The sequence below is a fragment of the Cupriavidus basilensis genome (assembly GCF_000876015.1).
GTDB classification, from domain to species: Bacteria; Pseudomonadota; Gammaproteobacteria; order Burkholderiales; family Burkholderiaceae; genus Cupriavidus; species Cupriavidus basilensis_B.
In genome coordinates this window covers 276341-294637 of the sequence record NZ_BBQM01000012.1, presented here as the reverse complement: position 1 = coordinate 294637, position 18297 = coordinate 276341, and the positions used below count along the sequence as shown (strand labels likewise).

Annotated in this window: 18 protein-coding genes; 9 read left to right on the top strand and 9 right to left on the bottom strand. The window is 69.1% G+C overall.

What is annotated here, in order from left to right:
- Positions 1 to 21: 21 nt before the first annotated feature.
- Positions 22 to 1233 (top strand): ADP-forming succinate--CoA ligase subunit beta, encoded by a 1212-nt coding sequence (sucC, locus tag KF708C_RS09090; protein ID WP_059411539.1) that lies wholly within the window; start codon positions 22 to 24, stop codon positions 1231 to 1233.
- A gap of 1 nt (position 1234) precedes the next feature.
- On the top strand, positions 1235 to 2122 hold the full coding sequence (sucD, locus tag KF708C_RS09085; RefSeq protein ID WP_059411538.1) for a succinate--CoA ligase subunit alpha: 888 nt from the start codon (positions 1235 to 1237) through the stop codon (positions 2120 to 2122).
- Between the two features lie 249 nt (positions 2123 to 2371).
- On the opposite strand, the gene KF708C_RS09080 is transcribed toward sucD, so the two are convergent.
- Both KF708C_RS09080 and KF708C_RS09075 read right to left on the bottom strand, forming a co-directional pair.
- Positions 2372 to 3091, bottom strand: coding sequence for a GntR family transcriptional regulator (locus KF708C_RS09080; protein ID WP_059411537.1), 720 nt, complete (start codon positions 3089 to 3091; stop codon positions 2372 to 2374).
- A 228-nt stretch (positions 3092 to 3319) separates the two neighbouring features.
- Positions 3320 to 4309 (bottom strand): 2-dehydropantoate 2-reductase, encoded by a 990-nt coding sequence (locus tag KF708C_RS09075; protein ID WP_059411536.1) that lies wholly within the window; start codon positions 4307 to 4309, stop codon positions 3320 to 3322.
- A 400-nt stretch (positions 4310 to 4709) separates the two neighbouring features.
- Between KF708C_RS09075 and KF708C_RS09070 the strand changes: the two genes are divergently transcribed.
- On the top strand, positions 4710 to 5231 hold the full coding sequence (locus KF708C_RS09070) for a DUF2867 domain-containing protein (protein WP_059411535.1): 522 nt from the start codon (positions 4710 to 4712) through the stop codon (positions 5229 to 5231).
- A gap of 37 nt (positions 5232 to 5268) precedes the next feature.
- Here KF708C_RS09070 and KF708C_RS09065 read toward each other — a convergent pair whose 3' ends face one another.
- Complete coding sequence (locus tag KF708C_RS09065; RefSeq protein WP_059411856.1) at positions 5269 to 6102, bottom strand: oxidoreductase; 834 nt, start codon at positions 6100 to 6102, stop codon at positions 5269 to 5271.
- A gap of 136 nt (positions 6103 to 6238) precedes the next feature.
- On the opposite strand from KF708C_RS09065, the gene KF708C_RS09060 reads away from it, so the two are divergent.
- Positions 6239 to 7150 carry an AraC family transcriptional regulator gene (locus tag KF708C_RS09060; RefSeq protein ID WP_020201105.1) on the top strand — a complete coding sequence of 304 codons (912 nt, stop codon included), beginning with the start codon at positions 6239 to 6241 and terminating at the stop codon, positions 7148 to 7150.
- Between the two features lie 150 nt (positions 7151 to 7300).
- Here KF708C_RS09060 and KF708C_RS09055 read toward each other — a convergent pair whose 3' ends face one another.
- Positions 7301 to 8218 carry an AraC family transcriptional regulator gene (locus KF708C_RS09055; protein WP_059411534.1) on the bottom strand — a complete coding sequence of 306 codons (918 nt, stop codon included), beginning with the start codon at positions 8216 to 8218 and terminating at the stop codon, positions 7301 to 7303.
- Between the two features lie 101 nt (positions 8219 to 8319).
- Here KF708C_RS09055 and KF708C_RS09050 point away from each other — a divergent pair, with 101 nt between their 5' ends.
- The gene (locus tag KF708C_RS09050; protein WP_020201103.1) at positions 8320 to 9309 is read left to right on the top strand and encodes an oxidoreductase; all 990 of its coding nucleotides are present in this window, start codon (positions 8320 to 8322) and stop codon (positions 9307 to 9309) included.
- Positions 9310 to 9364: 55 nt separating this feature from the next.
- Here KF708C_RS09050 and KF708C_RS09045 read toward each other — a convergent pair whose 3' ends face one another.
- The 3 genes from KF708C_RS09045 to KF708C_RS09035 all read right to left on the bottom strand — a co-directional run bounded on the left by KF708C_RS09045 (position 9365) and on the right by KF708C_RS09035 (position 11550).
- Positions 9365 to 9796 carry a nuclear transport factor 2 family protein gene (locus KF708C_RS09045; protein WP_059411533.1) on the bottom strand — a complete coding sequence of 144 codons (432 nt, stop codon included), beginning with the start codon at positions 9794 to 9796 and terminating at the stop codon, positions 9365 to 9367.
- 424 nt (positions 9797 to 10220) lie between these two features.
- A complete protein-coding gene (locus tag KF708C_RS09040) occupies positions 10221 to 10406 on the bottom strand; it encodes a hypothetical protein (protein ID WP_020201101.1) in 186 nt (61 codons plus the stop codon).
- A 157-nt stretch (positions 10407 to 10563) separates the two neighbouring features.
- Positions 10564 to 11550 carry an MBL fold metallo-hydrolase gene (locus KF708C_RS09035; RefSeq protein WP_059411532.1) on the bottom strand — a complete coding sequence of 329 codons (987 nt, stop codon included), beginning with the start codon at positions 11548 to 11550 and terminating at the stop codon, positions 10564 to 10566.
- 212 nt (positions 11551 to 11762) lie between these two features.
- Between KF708C_RS09035 and KF708C_RS09030 the strand changes: the two genes are divergently transcribed.
- From KF708C_RS09030 to KF708C_RS09015, 4 genes are all read left to right on the top strand, one after another.
- Positions 11763 to 12674: a LysR family transcriptional regulator gene (locus KF708C_RS09030; protein WP_231586408.1), complete on the top strand. Its 912-nt coding sequence runs from the start codon at positions 11763 to 11765 to the stop codon at positions 12672 to 12674.
- Between the two features lie 209 nt (positions 12675 to 12883).
- Positions 12884 to 13816 (top strand): LysR family transcriptional regulator, encoded by a 933-nt coding sequence (locus KF708C_RS09025; RefSeq protein WP_020201098.1) that lies wholly within the window; start codon positions 12884 to 12886, stop codon positions 13814 to 13816.
- A 132-nt stretch (positions 13817 to 13948) separates the two neighbouring features.
- A complete protein-coding gene (locus KF708C_RS09020) occupies positions 13949 to 14983 on the top strand; it encodes a succinylglutamate desuccinylase/aspartoacylase family protein (protein WP_059411530.1) in 1035 nt (344 codons plus the stop codon).
- A 76-nt stretch (positions 14984 to 15059) separates the two neighbouring features.
- Positions 15060 to 16442: an MFS transporter gene (locus KF708C_RS09015; protein ID WP_059411529.1), complete on the top strand. Its 1383-nt coding sequence runs from the start codon at positions 15060 to 15062 to the stop codon at positions 16440 to 16442.
- 62 nt (positions 16443 to 16504) lie between these two features.
- On the opposite strand, the gene KF708C_RS09010 is transcribed toward KF708C_RS09015, so the two are convergent.
- Together KF708C_RS09010 and KF708C_RS09005 are read right to left on the bottom strand one after the other, a co-directional pair.
- On the bottom strand, positions 16505 to 17398 hold the full coding sequence (locus KF708C_RS09010) for a LysR family transcriptional regulator (RefSeq protein ID WP_059411528.1): 894 nt from the start codon (positions 17396 to 17398) through the stop codon (positions 16505 to 16507).
- Between the two features lie 107 nt (positions 17399 to 17505).
- A complete protein-coding gene (locus KF708C_RS09005) occupies positions 17506 to 18279 on the bottom strand; it encodes an enoyl-CoA hydratase (protein WP_020201094.1) in 774 nt (257 codons plus the stop codon).
- Between the last annotated feature and the right edge of the window lie 18 nt (positions 18280 to 18297).

The window sequence follows — 18297 nt, the reverse complement described above, 5'->3', positions numbered from 1 at the left end:
ATCACAAGAGCGAGGAGACCCGTGAACATCCACGAATATCAGGCCAAGGAACTGCTGCGGCGGTTCGACGTGGCCGTGCCGCGCGGCGCGGTTGCCTTTACCCCGGAGGAAGCCGCCGGCGCCGCGCGCAAGCTCGGCGGCGCGGTCTGGGTGGTGAAATCCCAGATCCACGCGGGCGGGCGCGGCGCCGGCCGCTTCCGCAACGACCCCGGCGGCAAGGGCGGCGTGCGCGTGGTCAAGTCGGTCGATGCGGTGCGGGCCGAGGCCGGCCAGATGCTCGGCGCCGTGCTGGTCACGAAGCAGACCGGCGAGGCCGGGCGCGAAGTGCGCCGCCTCTATGTGGAGGAAGGCTGCGACATCGCCCGCGAGCTGTACCTGGGCATGCTGATCGACCGCGCCACCTCGCGCGTGACGGTGATGGCCTCCACCGAGGGCGGCATGGAGATCGAGGAAGTCGCCGCGCGCACGCCGGAGAAGATCATCAAGGTGGCGATCGACCCGGCCAGCGGCATCCAGCCCTTCCACGCGCGCCGCCTCGCGTTCGGCCTGGGCCTGTCGGGCAAGCAGGTCGGCGCGGCCTCGCGCTTCATCCTGGCGGCGTACCGCGCCTTCGTCGAGCTGGACGCCTCGGTGGTGGAGATCAACCCGCTGGTGGTCACGCGCGCCGGCGACGTGATCGCGCTCGACGCCAAGTTCAACTTCGACGACAACGCGCTCTACCGCCACCCCGACATCGAGGCGCTGCGCGACGAGACCGAGGAAGACCCCGCCGAGACCGCCGCCGCGCGCCACGGACTGAACTACGTCAGGCTCGACGGCAACATCGGCTGCATGGTCAACGGCGCCGGGCTGGCGATGGCCACGCTGGACATCATCAAGCTGCACGGCGGCGAGCCGGCCAACTTCCTCGACGTGGGCGGCGGCGCCACGCGCGAGCGCGTGACGGCGGCGTTCCGGCTGATCCTCGACGACCCCAAGGTCGAGGGCATCCTGGTCAATATCTTCGGCGGCATCATGCGCTGCGACGTGATCGCCGAAGGCGTGGTGGCGGCCGCGCGCGAGATCGACCTGACCGTGCCGCTGGTGGTGCGGCTCGAAGGCACCAACGTGGAACAGGGCAAGGCCATCCTGCGCGACTCGGGCCTGCCCATCGTGTCGGCGGATCACCTCGCCGACGCTGCCGCGAAAGTGGTCGACGCGGTCCAGGCCGCGCATGCCAAGGGAGGGAAATAAGATGGCCGTACTGATCGATCGAGACACCAGGGTGATCTGCCAGGGCTTCACCGGCGCGCAAGGCACCTTCCATTCCGAACAGGCCGCGGCCTACGGCACGCGCATGGTCGGCGGCGTGACGCCCGGCAAGGGCGGCGAGACCCATCTCGGCCTGCCGGTGTTCGACACCGTGGCCGCGGCGGTGGCGCGCACCGGCGCCGACGCCTCGGTCATCTACGTGCCGCCGCCGTTCGCCGCCGACGCCATCCTGGAAGCGGTGGATGCCGGCATCGGCCTGATCGTCTGCATCACCGAGGGCATCCCGGTCATCGACATGGTGCGCGTCAAGCGCGCGCTGTCGGGCTCCGGCAGCCGGCTGGTCGGCCCCAACTGCCCCGGCGTCATCACCCCGGGCCAGTGCAAGATCGGCATCATGCCGGGCCACATCCACCGCCCCGGCAAGATCGGCGTGGTGTCGCGCTCCGGCACGCTGACCTACGAGGCGGTGGCGCAGACCACCGCCGCCGGGCTGGGCCAGAGCACCTGCATCGGCATCGGCGGCGACCCGGTCAACGGCACCAGCTTCATCGACTGCCTGGAGATGTTCCTGGCCGACGACGACACCGAAGGCATCATCATGATCGGCGAGATCGGCGGCTCGGCCGAGGAAGACGCCGCGCGCTTCCTGCTAGACGCGCGCAGCGGCGGCAAGGTCAAGCCGGTGGCGGGCTTCATCGCCGGCACCACCGCCCCGCCCGGGCGCCGCATGGGACATGCCGGCGCGATCATCTCGGGCGGCATGGGCACGGCGGCGGCCAAGATCGACGCCATGCGCGCGGCCGGCATCCGCGTGGCGCGCTCGCCGGCGGAACTGGGCAAGACGATGGTGGAGGCGATGGGGGCGTCGTGACGGCTGCGGTGTGAGCGATGGCGGTGGCAGCCGTGTGAAGACGGGGGCGGCAGTGCCGAAGACTGAAGACGTCGGCAGCGATGCCGCCGCCGGCTGGCTTGGCGACACCCCGCGACGACTGCCGCTTCTCTCCCCTCTCCCGCGAAGTGGGCGAGGGGAGCAAACCCTCGGCAAATCGGACCATATCGGGAATGACGAAGCTATCCGGGATAACGTAGCCATCCCGGATAGCAGCCGCCTGCCGCGGCCTCAGTCCAGAAAATCGCAGTGCTTCTCCACATAGGCCGCGAGGTCCAGCGAGTGCTGCCGCACCAGCCGCTCGGCCAGTTCGGTGTCGCGCTTTTCCAGGGCCTCGATGATGCGCAGGTGATCGACGATCGAGCGCGAGGCGCGGTCGCTCTGCGAGATCGTCATCTTCCGGATGGCGCGCACGTGGACGAAGATGTTCTTGATCGCGTCCATGATGACCTGCGACTTCGACAACTGCACGATGGCCTGGTGAAAGGCAATGTTCGCGTCGGAGTATTCCTCGATGTGCTCGGCCGGCGTGGCGTCGCGGAAGCTGTCGAACATATGGCGCAGCGTGGCGATCTCCGCGTCGCTCGCGTGCAGCGTGGCCAGGCGCGCGGCCATGCTTTCCAGCGCGGCCCAGACCTGGATCATCTCCACGATCTCGCGCTTGGTCTTGCGCATGATGTAGATGCCGCGCCGCGGCACGGTGCGCAGGAAACCCTCCTGTTCCAGCAGCGTCATGGCCTCGCGGATCGGCGTGCGGCTCACGCCTAGCGCTTCGCTCAGGACGCGCTCGTCGAGCCGGATTTCCTCGTCCGACTGGTAGATGTCGGCGTCGGCGATGGCCTGGCGCAGCATGGCGTAGGCCTGGTCGCGCAGGCTGGCGCCCGCGTTGATGGGCTGGAGGGACAGGGTCAGCCCGGTGGGCTGTTCAGCGGATTGGCTTTGCGCAGACATGGATGGGCTCATATTGATACCAGCACCGCGGCGCCCTCGGAAAGCGGCGCCGGCGGCTTGCCGCCTAGCTTACCAAAAGCCGCATGGCATGCGCGGAATGCATAGAAAAATGCACAATTGGCATAAATTCAGCCACATTTGGACGGCGGCGGCCGAGTTGCGTATATGGTATATCACATGGCCGCCACCCGTCTTCATACCTTGCATGGCCCACGCGGCACGGCCACGCTAGGCCGCCTGCGCCAGGGCCGACTGCGCCATCCGCTCGCGCTGCTTGATGAGGCCCAGCACGGCGTCGACCATCGGCGTTTGCTGGCCGACCAGCCGCCCCATTTCCTGCACCACCGTGAGCAGCGGGTCGATTTCCATCGCGCGCCCCGCCTCCAGGTCCTGCAGCATCGAGGTCTTGTGCGCGCCGACCGCGCCGGCGCCGTCGATGCGCCGCTCCACGTCGACGCGGAAATGCACGCCGAAGCGCTCGGCGATGTCCTTGGCTTCCAGCATCATGGCGCGCGACAAGGCCCGCGTGGCCGGGTCGGCGGTGATGATGTCGAGCGTGGCATGCGTCAGCGCGCTGATCGGGTTGAAGCACAGGTTGCCCCACAGCTTGAGCCAGATCTCGTCGCGGATATTGTCGCGGATGGGCGCTTCCAGCCCGGCCGCCACCATCATCTCGCTCAGGTGCGCCACGCGCGCGGACCGGCTGCCATCGGGCTCGCCGAGCGGGAATTTCTTGCCGTAGACATGGCGGATCACGCCGGGCGCGACAATTTCGGCGGCGGGATAGAGCACGCAGCCGATGGCCCGCTCCGGCCCGAACCCGTGCCACTGGCGCCCGCCGGGGTCCACGCTCTGCAGCGTGGTGCCGGCCAGTGGCCCGCCGTGCCGGTGGAAATACCAGTAGGGAATGCCGTTGACGCCGGTCACGATCGCCGTGCCCGGCCCCAGCAGCGGCTGCATGAGGTCGACCACACCGGGTACCGAGTGCGCCTTCAGCGTGATGAACACGTAGTCCTGCGGCCCCAGTTCGGCGGGATCGCCGGTGCAGCGCACGCGCGCCACCCGCTCCTCGCCGTCGATCCGCAGGCGCAGGCCGCCGGCCTGCATGGCCGCCAGATGCGGCCCGCGCGCCACCAGGCTGACCTCCGCGCCCGCCAGCGCGAGTTGCGCGCCAAGATAACCGCCGATCGCGCCGGCGCCATAGATACAGATTTTCATGCTGTCGTCTCCCGCTGCCTGATGGATGGAATGATTTTTTTGATATATCACATACTACATTCCACAAAGCAGGAGTCAACCTCAATCGGCGGGCCACGGCCGGTCGGCCCGCGCGGCGGGAAAAGGCGAAAAGGCGGCAACGCGGCCAGACCGCGCGGTCTGCACTTCACCGCGTCAATCGGAGCGGCAGGCTGCGGGAATCCATTTCCGGCCAAACCCGCCGGCAGCAATGCGGGTCCGCGAGGCGAACGATGCCGGGGCCGTCGACGCCGAACCGGATCACCTGCCCACAATCAAGGCTGGGCTCCCGGATCACCGCGTGGTAGAACTCGAGCCGTGGTTGCCGCGAGAAGTCGTGTCCGACAAGACACCGATGGCAACGGCACATTGATCCGATCCCATGAAAACCAATCTGCACGTCACCGCTGTCCGGCTGCCGCAAGAGAGCACGCTGGCGGCGCGCTTCGGCGAGGCCGATCTCGCGGACGCCTTTGCTGTCACCCTGCCCGCGGGCAGCCCGCTCGACCTGGACGGATGGGCCGCCGCGACCCTGACCCATCCGCCTCGCTGGATCGCAGCGCTGCTCACGATGCGCGATACCGCCGTGCGCGGGCTGGGGCTGAAGACGACCCTCGCCTTGCGCCAGTCGGCTCAGGCGCGTCCCGGGGAATATGTGGACTTCTTTCGGGTGCAGTCGCGCTCCCCGAGCGAGATCGTGATGGGGGAGGACGACCACCACCTGGACTTTCGCTTGTCGTTGCTGCTGCGCGCCTTGCCCGGCGGCAAGGGACACCAGCTCGTGGCGACGACGGTCGTGTATTGCCATAATCGGCTGGGCCACGCTTACCTGACGGCCATCCGGCCTTTTCACCGGCTGGTGGTAAGGTCCAATCTGCGCCGCGCGGCGCTGTGGATTCCCTAGGCGATGCCGATGCGGGTATGCCGCCAGCGCCCGGCGTTCAGGCATCCGTCGAGCGCGTCACCGTTTCCCACTCGTCCATCCCGGCTGCCATAACGGCCAGCTTCTGGCGTACCAGTCCCAGCGCATCGCTGCCCAGCAGCAGGTGGGCCGGCGCCGCCGCGCTATCGACGATGCGCAGCATGGCTTGCGCTGCCTTGGCGGGATCACCGAGCTGCTTGCCGCTTTTTTCTTCGCGGGCCTGGCGGACCGGATCGAACAGCGCATCATAGTCGGGAATGGACCGGGGCGTGCGGATCATGGAGCGGCCGGCCCAGTCCGTGCGGAACGAGCCGGGAGCAACGGCCGTCACGGCGATGCCGAAGTCCTTCACCTCTTTGCCCACGGCTTCGGAGATGCCTTCCAGGGCGAATTTGCTGCCGCAGTAGTAGGCAATGCCCGGCATGGTGATGAAGCCGCCCATCGAGGTGATGTTGATGATGTGCCCGCGCCGGCGTTCCCGCATGCAGGGCAGCACCGCCTTCATCATGGCCACGGCGCCGAACACGTTCACATCGAACTGACGGCGCATTTCGGATAGCGGCGACTCCTCCATCACCCCTTCGTGGCCGTAGCCGGCGTTGTTGACCAACACGTCGATCGGGCCGATCTCCGCCTCGATGCCGGCCACCACGCCGTCGATGGCGTCGAAGTCGGTCACGTCCAGCACGCGCCCGAAGGCCCGGGCCGGATCGAGAGCCTCGAACGATTGCTTCGCTTCGGCGCTGCGGACGGTGCCGACCACGCGATGGCCGGCGGACAGCGCCTCCCGGGCCAGGGCACGGCCGAAGCCGCTGCTGACGCCGGTGATGAGGAAAGTCTTGGGGGATGACACGGTATGCACTCCTGAAGATCCAGTCAGAAGTGCATAATATTCAGATCAGACTCCCAACGACAGGTCTGTTTTTCTGGTTTTATTGCCTATTACTATGACCCGGAACGTTGCCACACATGCCCCCTCGGGGGCCGGCATGATCCCTTTGCTTCGTGCCCTGGCCCCGCAAGAAGGATATAACCTGACCGCGCTGCCGGACGTGCGCATCCTGCGCTCGGACCGGCCCTTGCTGAACACTCCGGTCTTGTACGACCCCGGCCTCGTCCTCGTCTGCCAGGGGACCAAGCGGGGCTACTTTGGCGATGAGGTCTATCTGTACGACGAGCAGCATTACCTGGCGGTCTCGGTGCCGGTGCCCTTCACCATGCAGACGGATGCCACGCCGGCCAGGCCGCTGCTGGCCGTCTATATGCACCTGGATTTCCAGGCCGCGGCCGAACTGATGCTCCAGATCGACCGCACCGGCCTGGCCGAACCGGCCCAGGCGCCGCGGAGCATGATGTCCAGCCCGATGGACGCAGCCATGCGGGCGTCGCTGCAACGCCTGCTGGCGGTGTTGAGCCGCCCCCTGGAAGCCGCGGTCCTTGGTCCGGCTGCGGTGCGGGAGGTGTATTTCCGGGTGCTGACCGGCCCGCAGGGACAGGCCATGCGCGCGGCGCTGGCGTTGCAGGGGCAGTTCGGCAAGATCGGCAAGGCGCTGCGGCGCATCCATGCCGGCTACGCGGGCAAACTCGACCTGACGCAGTTGGCGCGGGAAGCCGGCATGAGCGTGCCGACCTTCCACAGCCATTTCAAGGCCGTCACCCGGACCTCGCCCATGCAATACGTGAAATCGACGAGGCTGCACCAGGCCAGGATGCTGATGGTCCGGGAAGGCATGACCGCCGCGGCCGCCTGCCACGCGGTGGGCTACGAGAGCACGTCGCAATTCAACCGCGAGTTCAAGCGCCTGTTCGGCCTGACCCCGGCGATGGAAGTGCGCCGCATGAAGGCGAGCTTCGCCGTGCCGCCGGCGCATCCGGGTTCGGGCTACGTATCGTCCCACTAGGCAGCGCTTTGGCCGGCCGGGCGATATGGCTGGAATGGCTGGATATGGCTGGTCCCGGAATCCGGCTTGACCCACGACAGGCTTCCCCTGACCGCGCCCGGCGCGCGCAGCACACTCGCGCGGCCGCCTCTGCGCCATCCCTCGCCACCTTCAACACGCCCTGCCCGCGCGCCGGTAATGCCGCGGGGAATCGCCGGTCACGCGCTTGAAGGCATTGCTGAAAGCGCTCTCGGATGCGTAGCCGAAACGCGCGGCGAGCACGGCGATCGGCGTGCTCTCGTCGCGCAGCGCCCGCCGCGCCAGGCGCATGCGCCATTCGGTCAGCCAGGCCAGCGGCGCCGTGCCGGCCACTGCCTTGAAGTGCGTGGCGAACGCGGTGCGGGACATCGCCGCCGCGCCGGCCAGTTCTTCCAGCCGCCATGCCCGGCCGGGCTCGCCATGCATCAGCTGCAGGACCGGCGCGAGCCGCCTGTCGCCGATGGCGCGCAGCCAGCCGCCGTCGAGATGGTCGGAGGTATCGAGGTGCACGCGCAGCATCTGCACGAACATCAGTTGCGCCAGATAGGCCGACGCGAGACGGTTGCCGGGACGATCCGCCGCCAGCTCCCGCACCATCTGGTCGAGCAGCCATTGCAGCACCGCCGCCTGCGGCGACGCGGCCCGGATATGGATCAGCGGCGGCAGCGCCTCGGCCAGCCACGCGCCGTTGACCGGGTCCAGGCGGACATGGCCGCCGATCTGCACGCAGTCGTTGCCGTCGCCGAGCTTCGCCGTCTTGCTGTCGCAGCCGGTGAAGAGGCCGACCGCGTCGAGCGGCGCCAGGTCCGGGTCGCTGGCCAGCACGAAGGCGCGCTGCCCGGACAGCAGGAACACGTCCCCCTGCTCCGCCCGCACCGGCTCGGCCACGCCGTCGATGCGCAGCCAGCAGCCGCCCTTGAGCAAGGCGAAGAACTTGAGCTTGTCCGGCTGCGGGAAGCGGATCGCCCACGCCCCGCCCGCGGAGAAACCGCCGGCCACGGCGGGCTGCGCGTCGGCCAGCTTGAGGATGTCGGAAAGCAGGTCGGTCATTATTTCTGAACGAATACGAAAGTATTCGGGATTCTAGAGCATTCATCGTACAGGCCGCCACGCCTACACTGCCGCTACACCTCCATTCCCGAAAGGACACCATGCTTACCCCGCAACAACCGATCGGCTCCGGCTTCGGCGCCGCCTCCACCGCCAGCGAAGTCATCGCCGGCATCGACCTTGCCGGCAAGACCGCGATCGTGACCGGCGGCTATTCCGGCCTTGGCCGCGAGACCGCGCGCGTGCTGCGCGCGGCCGGCGCGCGCGTCATCGTGCCCGCCCGCGACGTGGAACGGGCGCGGACGGCGCTGTCCGGCATCGACGTCGAAGTGGAACCGATGGACCTGCTCGATCCGGCCTCGATCGACGCGTTCGCCGCCCGCTTCCTCGCCGCCGGGCAGCCGCTGCACATCCTCGTCAACAGCGCCGGCATCATGGCCGTGCCGACGCTGACCCGCGACGCGCGCGGCTACGAATCCCAGTTCGCCACCAACCACCTCGGCCACTTCCAGCTCACCGCGCGGCTGCTGCCCGCGCTGCGCCAGGCCAGGGGCGCGCGCGTGGTGTCGGTATCCTCGCTCGGCCACCGTTATTCGCCGGTGGTGTTCGACGACCCCGACTACGAGCGCCGCCCCTACGATCCGTGGTCGGCCTACGGCCAGTCGAAGACGGCCAACGTCCTGTTCGCGGTGGCGCTGGACGCGCGCTACCGCGGCGAGGGCATCCGCGCCTTCTCGCTGCACCCGGGCGCCATCGTCGACACCGGCCTCGGCAAATACATCTCGCGCGAGCAACTGATCGCCGCCGGTGTGCTCGACGCGAACGGCAACCCGGTGCGCGACCCGTCGCGGCAACTGAAGACCGTCGAGCAAGGCGCGGCGACCAGCGTCTGGTGCGCGACCAGCCCGCGGCTCGACGGCATGGGCGGCGTCTACTGCGAAAACGTCGAAGTGGCGAGCATCATGGACGGGAAGCCCGAAAGCATGGACATGCGCGACGCCATGCGGCTCGCCGGCGTGATGGCCTACGCGGTCGACCCGGCCGCGGCGGATCGCCTGTGGGCGCTGAGCGAGGCGCGCGTCGGCCTCTGAGCGGCCGCGCCGTAGAGGATTGCGGCGGCTGCGCCGGCCCGGGAAACCGGGCCGGTCAACGCGCCGCAGTCAGCGCGTTCCAGGCCGCCAGGGAATCCATGTAGTCCCGCCAGTGCCCGATCTTCCGATTCTCGATGGCGATGATCGAGCAGAACCGGTTGTCGTATTTCACGCCCGTCGCGAGGATCACGCCGTGCACCTCGTATTCGATGACGACGGCATGGCCGTCATCGGCCTTGTGCACGATCAGCTTGTCGGCCGACTGAAGTTCGATATGTTCGACGTAACCTCGGAAAGCAGCCATCAGGTCGGTCCGCCCCCGGATGACGCGAGGCCAGCCGGGAATGTCGTAAAGCACTTCGTAGACGGTGTCATTCGTCATGACGTCGAAAAAGTGCTCGCCCTCGACCAGATCCCCCAGCGCCTCGCGCACCAGGTTGAAGTACGGAGCGGCAGGCTCGTAGGCCGCGTATTTCGATTTGTCCATTCAGGGCGCCCTCCCGCCTGCGATGCTGCCGATGCAATGAGCGTCAAATATAAGCGGTCGGCGAAGTCCGCGCCGACTCGGCCCAAAATAAAACGCGGCCCGAAATAAAAAAACCGGCCAGAAGCGCTGCGCTCACCCGAGCGACGCGTTGGCCGGTCTTGCCGCGCGGAATGTCCGCGCCGGGTCCGACGGCGCCGATGCCCGCGCCCGCATTGATCCGTGCCTCGGCACGATCCGCAAAGCCGCGGCCGCATGGCCGTCAAACCGATACTGCAAAGCACTACAAAGCTAGCTGATCGACAACTCAGCCATCAAGCGACGATCGACTATCCACACCGCCGACGATCGCAAACAACAGACTTCAGACTAACTACCGGGCGCAGCGACAGCCGCTGGCTCCCGACGACGATCGCGACTGCCGCGATCAGCCGTTGGCGTAGGCGATCTTTGCCTTGCGTGCCTGGCTTTGCAGACGGCCGAAGACGCGCTGCACGGCAGCGACGGCGCTCTTCACGTCGTCGACGAAGCCGGGGCTGCGCGGGCCGAGTTCGCGTTCGATCAGTTCGCGTTCCAGTTGGTCGGTCATCTTGATATCGGATTGCTTGGTCATGATTCACTCCTTAAGGGATAACCCGCATCGGGTTTTCCCTAATTGTAGCAAAAGGAATGTCGCAACGCAGCATTAGGTGATAGTACGTATGTAGGAAAGCAACGAAGTGCACATTACATTACTTCCAATGCTCTCCATTGCCGACGATCCCGTTTTGTCACTCCTTGAGCGTCACGCTATAGGGAGCCGGCACCCAACTGAAACCGCTCCGCTCGGCCCGTACATGGCCGATCCCCGGAAATGACACGTGCGCGCCGCCGACCATGAAGCCCTCCCTAGCCGCGTCGGCCAGGATGCGGCGGCGCGCCGCCGCGGCGCCGGCGCGGTCGACGTCGTAGTCGATGGTGATGCCGGGATCGCGGAACTGCGCCTCGCTGGCGTGGATGATGTCGCCCCACAGCAATAGCCGCTGGCCCTGGCTCTCGATGAAATAGCCGTTCATGCCGGGCGTGTGGCCGTACAGCGGCACCGAACGCACACCCGGAAACAACTGGGTGGCGCCATCGAAGGTGCGCAGCCTGCCAGCCGCCACGTACGGGTCCACGGTCTGGTGCGACTGGCGGAAGGTCGTGCGGGCCGCCGCCGGCGCGCGGGCCTCGGCCTCGGCGCTGAGCCACAGGGCCGGGTCGCGCTGGTCCACGTGCACCACGGCATTCGGAAACACCCGCCGCCCGCCGATGCTGAGGCCGCCGGAATGGTCGCCGTGGATGTGCGTCAGCAGGATGTCGTCGATGTCGCCGGGTTCGTAGCCGGCGGCGCGCAGGTTGTCGACGAGGCGGCCCGTCAGCGGCCCGAACAGTTCGCCGGCGCCGGTGTCGACGAGGATGCGGCGCTCGCCGGTATCGATCAGGAAGCAATTGACGGAGATCTCGACCGGCAAGGCCTGGTGGGCGGCCGCGAACGCCGCGCGCACGGCTTGCGGGTCGCTCGTGATGGCCGGCACGTCGCGCGGCGCGGTGCCGTCGGACAGCACCGTGACGCGAAACGCGCCGAGCGCGAAGCGATAGAAACCGGGGGCCTGGCGCGCCACCCATCCCGGGCTGGCCGGCTTGTCCGGCGAAGGCGCCACGTCGGCGCCGGCGGGGCTGGCGACGAGGACGGACATGGAAGCGGTGGCAAGCAGCAGGAAGCGGGAGAAATGCATGGCGGGTCTCGTTCCGGTTGTGCGGCGGCCTCTTCGTCAGGCGCCGCACTGGATCTGATATTGGTGCCGAATCGGCGATGAATGGAACGATAACAACGGTCCGCCACCGCGATAAGCCGTCGTTTCCGGCAATCATTGTGCCGCCGATGGCATAATCGGCGTCACCCGCCATCGCTCCTGCCACGCCGCGCGCCGACCCGACCATGCCCGACATGAACGACACCCTGGTCTTCCTCAAGGTCGTGGAAGCCGGGAGCTTCACCGCCGCCGCGGCCGCGCTGGACCTGCCCAAGACCACGGTCAGCCGCAAGCTGCGCGAGCTCGAGCAGCGGCTCGGCGCGCAGCTCCTGCACCGGACCACGCGCCGCCTCGGCCTGACGGAGGCCGGCACGCTCTATTACGAATCCTGCCGCGCCATTCCCGCCATGCTGGCCAACGCCGATGCCGCGGTGGGCCAGTTGCACGGCGCGCCGCGCGGCACGCTGCGCATCACGGCGTCGTATTCGCTGTCGGTCAGCCTGCTCGGCCCGCTGCTGGCGGAATTCCGCGCCGGCTGCCCAGACGTGCAGATCGACCTCGTGCTCAGCCACCGCACGCTCGATCTGGTCGGCGAGGAAATCGACCTCGCCCTGCGCATGGGCGACCTGCCGGATTCGTCGATGGCGGCGCGCCGGCTCGCGACCTTCCCGAACCGCATCTACGCCAGCCCCGCCTATCTCGCGCGGCACGGCGCGCCGGCCCATCCGGATGCGCTGCGCGAGCACGCGGCGCTGTCCACGCGCGTGGCCCGGCGCGCCGGCGGCCATGCCTGGCCGATGCGCCGCGCGGACGCGGCCGGAAAGCTCGTCGACTACCCGATCCGCCCCGTGATCGAGGCCGACGACCCGGAGGCGCTCAAGGCGCCGCTGTTCGACGGCGCGGGCCTGATGATGGCAACCGACCTCATCATGGCGCGGCATGCCGGACAGGGGCTGGTGGTGCCGGTGCTGCCGGGCTGGCTCGGGCGCTGCCCGGACCTGCACGCCGTGTTCCCGCGCGGGCGCGTGCAGCCGCCCAAGCTGCGCGCGTTCATCGACTTCCTCGTGCCGCGGCTCGAACGGGCGGCGGCGGGCGCGCAGCGCTGAACGCGGCGCCGGCATGGCAACGCAACCATATGCCTCCGGTTCCGTCGTCGGCTTGCCGGCCGCGCCCCGCGTCAGGCTGCGTGCGCCGGCCGCCGATGCCCGCCGGGCATGCGCCGCGCCGCGCGGCCCGGCCTTTCCGGGGCCGGCGCTTTGTGGCATGTTTGCCGTGGACCGGCCGCCGCCGGCGCAACTCAACAACGGGTAAGTCTGTGGAACTACGACATCTGCGCTATTTCATCGCCGTGGCCGAGCACGAGAGCATTCGCGTGGCGGCGGAGCATGTCCACGTCACGCAGCCCGCCATCTCGCGCCAGATCCACGACCTGGAGGAAGAGCTCGGCTTCGCGCTATTCGAGCGCACGCCGCGCGGCCTCAGGCTGACCTCGGCCGGCCAGGCCTACCTGCGCGATGCGCGCGCGGCGCTCAACCAGCTCGACGTGGCCGCGCGCGGCGCGCAGCGCATCTCGGCCGGCGTGCAAGGCTACCTGCGCCTGGGCTTCGTCGAGAACAGCGGCTGGGACGGCATCGTGCCGCACGTCTTCCGCCGCTTCCAGGAAGAGGTGCCCGACGTGCGCATCGAGCTGGTGCCGATGAACACGCCGCTGCAGCTCGACGAGATCCGCGCGGGCACGCTCGACGGCGGCTTCATCTACCAGTACGGACCGCTCGCCGAACCGCTCGGCACGCTGCCGCTGACGACGAACGACGTCATGCTGGCCGCGCCGCTCGCCTGGCCCCTGCCGGCGCAGGAAACCGCCCGCGCCCGGCCGGGGCTGCCCGGCGTGGCGCTGCGCCAGATCGCGGACTGGCCGTTCGTGACCTTCCCGCGCGCCACGTATCCGCTCTACTACGACCGTCTGATCGGCGCCTGCCAGGCGTGCGGCATCACGCTCAACGTGGTGCAGGAGGTCTCGACCGAGGCCGCCATGCTGTCGCTGGTCTGCGCCGGCGTCGGCGCGGCCATCGTCAATTCGGCCAACCTCGGCCGCCCGCCCGCGCTGTGCCGCTTCGCCGCGTTCACGGACCTGTCGATCCCGATGCCGCTCGTGTTCGCGCACAAGGCCGATGCGCCCGCGCCCGCGCTTGCGCGCTTCATCCAGACCGTCGAAGCGATGCGACAGGCCGGCGCCGCGCCGGGCTGATGCCTGGAAGGCATCGCCTGCGCCAGAAAACGGCATTTGTCGTCGACCGCCGCGGTCATCAATATGACATGCAGCGCGGCCGCCCCTCCAGACGCCAACCGGCCGCGCCCGATCCCCCACCGGAGACAAGGCATGCCAGGCCGACCGAACGACCACACCCCTTCCAGGAAAACACTGATCTCGACCGGGATCGACTACGAGCGCGAGGGCTTCCAGACCGGCGTGCTGCGCATCCCCTATTCGCACGACCGCTCCGCCTACGGCCACATTCCCGCGCCGGTCGCCGTGCTCAAGCAGGGCACGGGGCCGACGGTGCTGCTGACCGGCGGCAACCACGGCGACGAATACGAAGGCCCGCTGGCGCTGATGAAGCTGCTGCAGCGCATGCCCGCCATGCGGATCGAGGGCCGGCTGATCGTGATCCCGGCGCTGAACTTCCCGGCGTTCCTGAACGGCTCGCGCACCTCGCCGATCGACCGCGGCAACCTGAACCGAATGTTCCCCGGCGAGCGCAACGGCTCGGTCACGGCGATGATCGCCCACTACGTGGACACCGAGCTCTTTCCGCGCGCCGACGTGGTGCTCGACCTGCACGCCGGCGGCGCCTCGTTCAACCACATGCCCACGCTGCTGGCCGCGCTGCCGCCCGACCCGGCGCGCCGCGCCGAGTACCTGAAGCTGGTCAATGCGTTCGCCGCGCCCCACACCATGATCATGGACCTGCTCGGCGAGGACCGGACCTACGGCGCGGCGGCCGAGCGCCACGGCACCTTGTTCCTGTGCGGCGAGTTCGGCGGCTTCGGCAGCTGCAATGTGGAAGGTCTCGCCATCGTCGAGGACGGGCTGCGCCGCGTGCTCCACGCCACCGGCCTGACGCGCGGCAACAACCCGCCGCCGCCGCGCCACGACACGCGCTTCATCGCCGTGGACGGCACCCGGCACTACCTGTTCGCGCCGCGCCACGGCGTGTTCGAACCCTGCTTCACGCTGGGGCAGCAGGTGGCCGCCGGCGAACTGGCCGGGCGGCTGTTCGATCCCTACGCGCCGTGGGAGCCGCCGCGCGAACTGCATTTCGGCGGCGCCGGCATGGTGGTGTGCGCGCGCAGCTTCGCCGGCGTCGAGCCCGGCGACTGCATCGCCCTGCTGGCCGCCCCCGCCACGCTGTAGCCGACAGCCTCGCCGGGACCGGCGCGCCTTCCCTGACGCGCGCCGGCCCGCCCTCCGCCCTTACGAGGAAACCTTCATGCACTCCGCCCCCGAAGCCGCGCCGGCCCTGCAAGCCGGCGCGCCCGGCGCCGACGCGCCGGTGATCGAAGACACCGGCACCGCGTTCTCGCATGGATACATCGTATTCATGTTCTTCGTGTGCTTTGCCTTTTCCTATATCGACCGGCAGGTCGTCAGCATCCTGGTGCAGCCGCTCAAGGCATCGCTGCTGCTCAGCGACACCCAGATCGGCCTGCTGCAGGGCGCGACCTTCACGCTCTGCTATGCCACCGCCGGCGTGTTCGTGGCGCGGCTGGTGGACCGCTCCAACCGCGTGCGCCTGAGTGCGGCCTGCGTCGCCATCTGGGCCATCTCCACGGCCATGTGCGGCACCGCCGGCAGCTTCGGCGAACTGCTGGTCTGGCGCGCCGGCACGGCCATCGCCGAAGCCGCACTGAGCCCGGCCGCGCTGTCCATCTTCAGCGACATGTTCCCGCCGCGCAAGGTCACGCGCGCCAGCAGCGTGTTCATGCTCGGGCCCTACATCGGCGGCGGCGTCGCCCTGCTCGGCGGCGGCGCGCTGCTGGGCTGGATGGACCAGCCCGCGATGGCCGGCTGGCTGGCCAGGCAGGGCCTGCAGCCGTGGCAGGTGGTCTTCTTCCTGGTCGGGCTGCCCGGCCTGGCGCTCGCGGCGCTGGTGCTGGCGACGATCCGCGAGCCGGCGCGGCGCGGGCTGCCGGCCGCGCATGGCGCCGCCGGGGCCGCGCCGCCGATCGGCGAAGTCCTGCGCGAGCTGTTCGTGCGCAACCGCTTCTGCCTGCCCTATTTCTTCGGCTACGTCGCGCTCATCCTGCTGTTCTACTCCCATGCCGCGTGGTTCCCGACCCTGCTGATCCGCAGCTTCGGCCTGTCCGCCAGCGCGGTCGGCAAGCTGACCGGCCCGGTCTACATGATCGGCGGCATGGCGGGCGTCGTCAGCGCGAGCCTGTTCGTGGGCAAGGTCAACGACCGCGACGCGCTGCGCAAGGTGCTGCGCATCGCCTGCGGCGCGGCCGCCCTGCTGGTGCCCGCCGCCTGCGCGGCGCCGCTCGCGCCGGCGATGTGGCTGTCGCTGGCGCTGTACGGCCTGTGTGCGTATGCCGCCAGCATCGTCATGGCGCTGGCGCCGGTGCCGCTGCAGATCGCCATTCCCAACCGCATGCGCGGCCGCGCGGTGGCGCTGCTGGTGTTCCTCACCAATGCCATCAGCGGTGGGCTGGGACCGTTCGCGGTGGGCGCCATCAACGAATGGCTGGGCCATCCCAGGGCCGGACTGGCGATCGCCCTGGCCATCGTCGGCACCGCCGCCGCGGCCGCCAGCGCGCTGCTGTATTTCATCGCCGCCCGGCGGGCCGGCGGCGGCATCGAGGGAACGCGCTGATTCGAGATCGAGGTGCCGGCCTGCCGCGACGGAGCGCATCGGGCCTGAGCAAGGACGCACGCCTACCCCGGCGCGATCGCTTCCTTCAGCAGCGCGATCAGCGCCTCGGCCGCGGTCGACGGGCGGGCGTTCCAGCGGCGGATCAGCGAGATCGGGTGGCTGTAATCGGCCGCCGGCAGCAACACCGAGGCCAGCCCGATGTCCGACACGAAGCTCATCACGTAGCCGGGCAGCACCGCCACGCCGACGCCGGCCTTCACCATCCCCAGCACGGAGAGGACGGTGCCGACCTCGATCACGGACACGTAGCCCAGCCCCTTCTGTCCGTACACGCGGTCGACGGTGCGGCGCACGCTGAAGGACGGATGCATGGAGACGTGCGGATAGGCGCTGAGCGCGTCCCAGGACACGCGCTTTTTCTTCGCCAGTTGATGGTCCCTGGCGCAGATGGCGTACATGGACTCGTCGTAGAGCCGCTCGATGGCGAGCTTGGGATGGGTCTGCTCGATCGAGACCAGGCCGAAGTCCGCCTTGCCGTTGACCACGTAGTCGATGGTCTCGTCGGTGGAGAGTTCGTGCAGCCCGATGCGCACGCCCGGGTGCGCCGCGTGGAAGCGGCTGACCGGGCCGGTCAGCAGGCCCTGCGTCATCATCGGCGAGGCCGCCACGCGGACCTCGCCCTGCTCCAGGCTCAGCAGCCCGTTGAGGCTGCGCTCGGCGGCGTCCATCGTGCCGAGGATCTCGCACGCATAGCCGTAGAGGTGGTCGGCCAGCATGGTGGGCTCCACCTTGCGGGTGGAGCGCTCGAACAGGCGGTGCCCGACCTTGGCCTCCATTTCCTGGCAGAGCTTGCTGACCGCGGACTGCGTCATGTGCACCGCTTCGGAGGCGGCGCTGAAGCTGCGCAGTTCGTACACCACGCGGAAAACGCGGAACTCCCGGATCGTCAGGTTCATGATGGCGCGGCCGTGTGCGAAAGCGCCGGATGACGCCCTGCGGCCGGACCGCCGCCGCGAGGGCGCCGCCCGGCGCCCCCGATCTTACAAGAGAACCCCGCGCCGGCTCACGCCGGGCGCTTGCGGTTGAGGAAGCGCTGCATGTACTGGTCCGGCTCGGCGCCTTCGTAGACCGCGCCGAACATGGCGATGCTGTCCTTCAGGCCGCGCTCGAGCGCCGGGTTCTCCCAGCCGCGCAGCAGCGCCTTCTGCGCGCGCACGGCGGCCGGGCCGCATTCGAGGATCTCGCCCACCGCGTGCGCGATGGCGGCGTCGAGCGCGTCGGGCTCGGCCAGCTCGTTGAGGAAGCCCCACGCGTGCGCCCTGGCCGCGTCGATGGCGGCGCCGGACAGCAGCAGCCAGCGCGTGTTGCCTTCGCCGATCAGGCGCGGCAGCAGGTTGGCGTGGATCACCGAGGGGATGCCGATGCGCACCTCGGGCATGGAAAAATGCGCCGCGGTCGATCCCACGCGGATGTCGCAGGCCGCCGCCAGCTCCATGCCGCCGCCCATGCACCAGCCGGCCAGGCGCGCGAAGGTCGGCACCGGAAAGTCGCGCACCGCTTCGCACAGGTCGTGCAGGCGCGTGATGAAGGCCACCGCGGTGTCGGGATCGAGCCGGGCCAGTTCCTTGATGTTGGCGCCGCCGATGAAGGCCTTGTCGCCGCTGCCGCGGATCACCAGCGCGCGCACCTGCGGGTCGCGCGCCAGCGTGCGCAGCAAGCGGGTCAGCTCGACGATGGTGTCGGAGTCGAGGATGTTGAGCGAGGTGCCGTTGGCGATCTGGATCGTGGCGACGCCCTGCGCGGACGTGGCGAGCGTGACATGGTGAAGCGTCTGCATGAGGGGAATTCCCGGATG